Here is a 1,262-nt window from a genome sequence, read left to right as displayed (position 1 = left end):
GGCCGGCGGGCTGGCTGTCCTGGCGCGGCAGGGGCTGGCGTCGCATCCGGCTTGGCTGGCGCTGCTCGTCCTTCTCCTGCCCATGGCGCTGCTGCTGCTGTGGGAGGCGCGGCTGCTGGCCGATTCGCTGTTCGCGCGCGCCTACCGACGCCGCCACCCCGCGCTGGGGCAGGCAGGCGGGCCGGAGCCGCGTGTCTCGGTGCATCTGCCGACGCAGGACATGCCGCCTGCCCTGCTGCGCGACACGCTGGACCACCTCGCGGAGCTGGATTACGGCGCGCTGGAGGTGCTGGTGCTGGACAGCAGCCATAGCCCCGAGAGTTGGGAGCCGGTGGCCGAGCACTGCGCCCGGCTCGGCCCGCGCTTTCGCTTCTTCCATCTCGGCGCCGGGCAGCGGGCGGCGCGCAACTTCGCCCTGCGCGAGATGGCGCCGGATGCCGCGCTGGTGGCCACGCTGGAGCCGGGCTGCCGTGTGCAGCCGGACTGGCTGCGCCACGCCGTGCCCTTCTTCCGCGACCCCGGCCTCGGCTTCGTGCAGGCCGCCGCCTGCGCGCCGGAGCGGGGCGCGCCGCTGGCCGAGCGGCTGGCCCACGCGGCCGATGCCTCGCGCTGGCCGCGCGTGCAGCGGGCCCGCAACGAACACCGCGCCGTGCCGCTGCGCCCGGCCCTGGCGCTGATCCGCCGGCCGGCGCTGGAGATGGCGGGCGGCTGGGACGAGGCCGCCCCCTGCCAGCCGGCCGAGCTGGGGCTGCGCCTGCTGCGCCAGGGCTGGGACGGGCTGGAGCTGGCCGATGGCCTGGCCGCCGGCCATGTGCCGGCGGTGCCGCAGGCCAGCGTGGCGGGGCTGCTGCACGGGCTGCGCCGGCATGGCGCCGCCCTGCTGAACCCGCGGCACCGCGGCCTTTCGCCGGCGCAGCGCCGCCACCTGCTGGCCGAGCCGGCGGCCGCGGCGGGCGATGCGCTGTGGCTGGCCCTGGCGGTGCTCGCCCTGCCCTGGACCCTGGCCCTGGCCGCCGCGCGCCTGCTGGAGGCCGCGCCCCTGCTGCCCTTCCTGCTGCCGGCGCTGATGTTGCCACTGTTCCGCCTGGCGCAGGCGGCGCTGCTGGCGCCCCGCGGGCACCGCGCCCTGGCCGGCCTCGCCGCCCTGGCGACGATGCCGGAGCGTGGCGCCGCATTGTGGCGCGCCGCCCTGGCACCCACGGCCGAGACGGGCAGGCCGCACCGGCTGGTCAGCCTGCTGCTGGCGCTGCTGGCCGGCGCGG

General features: G+C 78.4%; 1 protein-coding gene. It reads left to right on the top strand.

The window, feature by feature from the left end:
• A partial coding sequence (locus ACZJYS_RS24355) for a glycosyltransferase (RefSeq protein ID WP_493180652.1) occupies positions 1-1,262 on the top strand: 1,262 nt, incomplete at both ends.

The sequence above is a fragment of the Roseomonas sp. TS2 genome, assembly GCF_058833935.1.
The sequence above is the reverse complement of the archived record's forward strand: the minus strand, read 5'-3'. Positions and strand labels throughout refer to the sequence as shown.